Here is a 2,425-nt window from a genome sequence, read left to right as displayed (position 1 = left end):
CCATCCGGCCGCTTCTTCTATCTTCCGGTATTGGAGGAAGAATGCAGACTGCCGCCTTCCGGCGGCTCTTTCGATATTTTTGTCTTCGAGAAGAGACATGTGGCACCGCCGGTGGCGGCGCTATTGGGGGATATTTCGGTATCTATCCTGCCGCTGCCGCGGCGTTTTCCAGATCCTGGCTCTCGCTCTGAAGCCTTTTTCTCCTCCAGCGGAGCTGGTCGCCCAACCACGCACCTGATCGCCGCCGCGCGGTCGGCGGCAAAAATCCGGATAATTCTCTGTCTGTGAAGAACGGTTCCGCGCGGGGCCGGCGGCTCCGATGTCGCGGAGAGGCCCGCGATGGGGCTGGCGCGTTTCCAAGACCGGGTTTTTCCACATTTTCTAGCGCTTCGCGGCCTGTGAGAGTGGTTTTCGCGCCGCGACGTCTCCCCCCAGCCAATCCCGATGAGGTATGATGGTCATGAGCAGCACCGGACCCAACCCGGACAATTTCAGAGCGACATCACCCGCGGCGAGAGCCTCGCGCGTGGGCACGGGAGAGGCATGTCATGGCGGCCAGGCGGGCACAGATCGCGGGATCGGAGGCGACGACGTCGCCCTCCTCCGCCATCTCACCCGCATCGTCGCTTGCGGATCCGCGCGGCCATGCAGACCGCCGTGACACTCTGATCGCCCTGGTTCGCGCGCTCGCGCGCGACGCCGCCCGCACCGACCATGCGTCCGAGGCCGCCTGAGCGCGCCCCACGCACCGCACAGGAGATGACCATGACGAAGCCCGCCCTCCGTGCCGCACTCTACGCGCGCTACTCCTCGGACATGCAGCGCCCCGCATCGATCGAAGACCAGTTCCGGCTTTGTCGCGAGCGCGCCGACCGCGAAGGCTATCAGATCGTCGGCACCTACGAGGATCGCGCCGTCTCCGGGAAGACCCTGCTGCGGCCGGGCATGCAGAACCTCATCGCCGATGCGCGCAGCCGCAGGTTCGACGTCATCATCGTCGAAGGCCTCGATCGCCTGAGCCGCAACCTCGCCGACACCGCCGCCGTCTTCCGGGATCTGAACTTCGCGGGCGTCTCGATCGTGACGCTGTCCGAAGGCGCGGTCGACGAGTTGGACATCGGTTTGCGGGGCACGATGAACCACCTGTTCATCAAGGACCTCGCGGCGAAGACCCATCGCGGCCTCCGTGGCCGTGTCGAGCGCGGGAAGTCGGGCGGCGGCAATGCCTTCGGCTATCGCGTCCTGCGGGAGATCGGCGAGGATGGCGAGATCCGCCGCGGCGAGCGGGAGATCGACGAAGACGAGGCTCCCGTGGTCCGCCGGATCTTCGAGAGCTACCTCTCGGGCCAATCGCCGAACAAGATCGCCGACATGCTGAATGCGGAAGGCACGATCGGTCCGCGGGGTGGGGCCTGGGACAAGTCCGCGATCCACGGCAATCCGAAGCGCGGCACCGGGATCCTCAACAACGAACTCTACATCGGCCGGCTGATCTGGAACCGCCAGACGTTCGTGACCGATCCCCAGACCGGCCGTCGGCAGGCAAGACCCAACCCGGAGTCTGAATGGGTCATCAGAGAGGTCCCCGAGCTGCGGATCATCTCGGAGGCACTCTGGCAGCAGGTGAAGGACCGCCAGGACGGCCGCAAGATCAAGCACACCATGGTCGAAGCCTGGGAACGCCGCAAACCGCGCTTCCTGCTCACAGGCCTCATGAAGTGCGGCAACTGCGGCGGCGGCTTCTCGACGGTCGGCACGGATCGCTTCGGCTGCAGCAACGCCCGCAACAAGGGCAAATCCTATTGCGACAACACGGTCACCGTGACGCGGCAGGACATGGATGGCCGCATCCTGAACGCGCTGTCCAACCGACTGGTCGATCCCGACCTCACGCGCGTCTTCGTCGAGGAATACATCGCTGAACGCAATCGTCTCGCGTCGACCTGCGTCGACGATGGCGCTGGCAAGCAGCGCGAACTGAACAAGATCATGCGCGACCAGGACAAGCTGGTGACGGCTCTTCTCAACGGCATGACAGCGGGCCCGCTGAATGTCCGGCTGGAGCAGCTCGAGGCGCGGAAGGCCCTTCTCGAAGCCGAGCTGGCCGAGATCGCCAGGCGAAAGAAGAGCTCCCCTACCCTGCTCCACCCCGGCATTGCCAAGACCTACCATCAGCGGGTCACTGCGCTGGTCGCGGCACTGTCGGAACCCGAGCACGAGGGTGAAGCGAAGGAGTTGCTGCGCGGACTGATCGATCGGATCACGGTCACGCCCATCCCGGGTCCCGGCAAACGACGGCTGCCGCGCATCGACCTGCAGGGCTCGCTGATCCATATCCTCGAACTGGCGGTGGTGGGTGAGCGTGAACTGGGAAAGCAAAAAGCCTCCTGCGAGAGGAGGCTGATCAACTTGTAGAGTTTATGGT

The 2,425-nt window shown here is 64.7% G+C and carries 2 protein-coding genes; both read left to right on the top strand.

Annotation, left to right across the window (positions count from 1 at the left end; all coding sequences use genetic code 11):
• Positions 1 to 288: hypothetical protein (locus V8J39_RS23480; protein ID WP_336463400.1), on the top strand; the 288-nt coding region annotated here is incomplete at its 5' end.
• A 477-nt stretch (positions 289 to 765) separates the two neighbouring features.
• Entirely contained in the window at positions 766 to 2,415 is a 1,650-nt protein-coding gene (locus tag V8J39_RS23475) for a recombinase family protein (protein WP_336463399.1), read from the top strand.
• Positions 2,416 to 2,425 lie beyond the last annotated feature (10 nt).

Source organism: Frigidibacter sp. MR17.24 (assembly GCF_037095655.1).
Lineage (GTDB): Bacteria > Pseudomonadota > Alphaproteobacteria > Rhodobacterales > Rhodobacteraceae > Frigidibacter.
This window is presented reverse-complemented; position numbering and strand designations above follow the sequence as displayed.

Excerpts from the sequence above, each read along its gene's own strand:
- V8J39_RS23475 (WP_336463399.1), top strand. The coding sequence starts at position 766 with ATGACGAAGCCCGCCCTCCGTGCCGCACTCTACGCGCGCTACTCCTCG.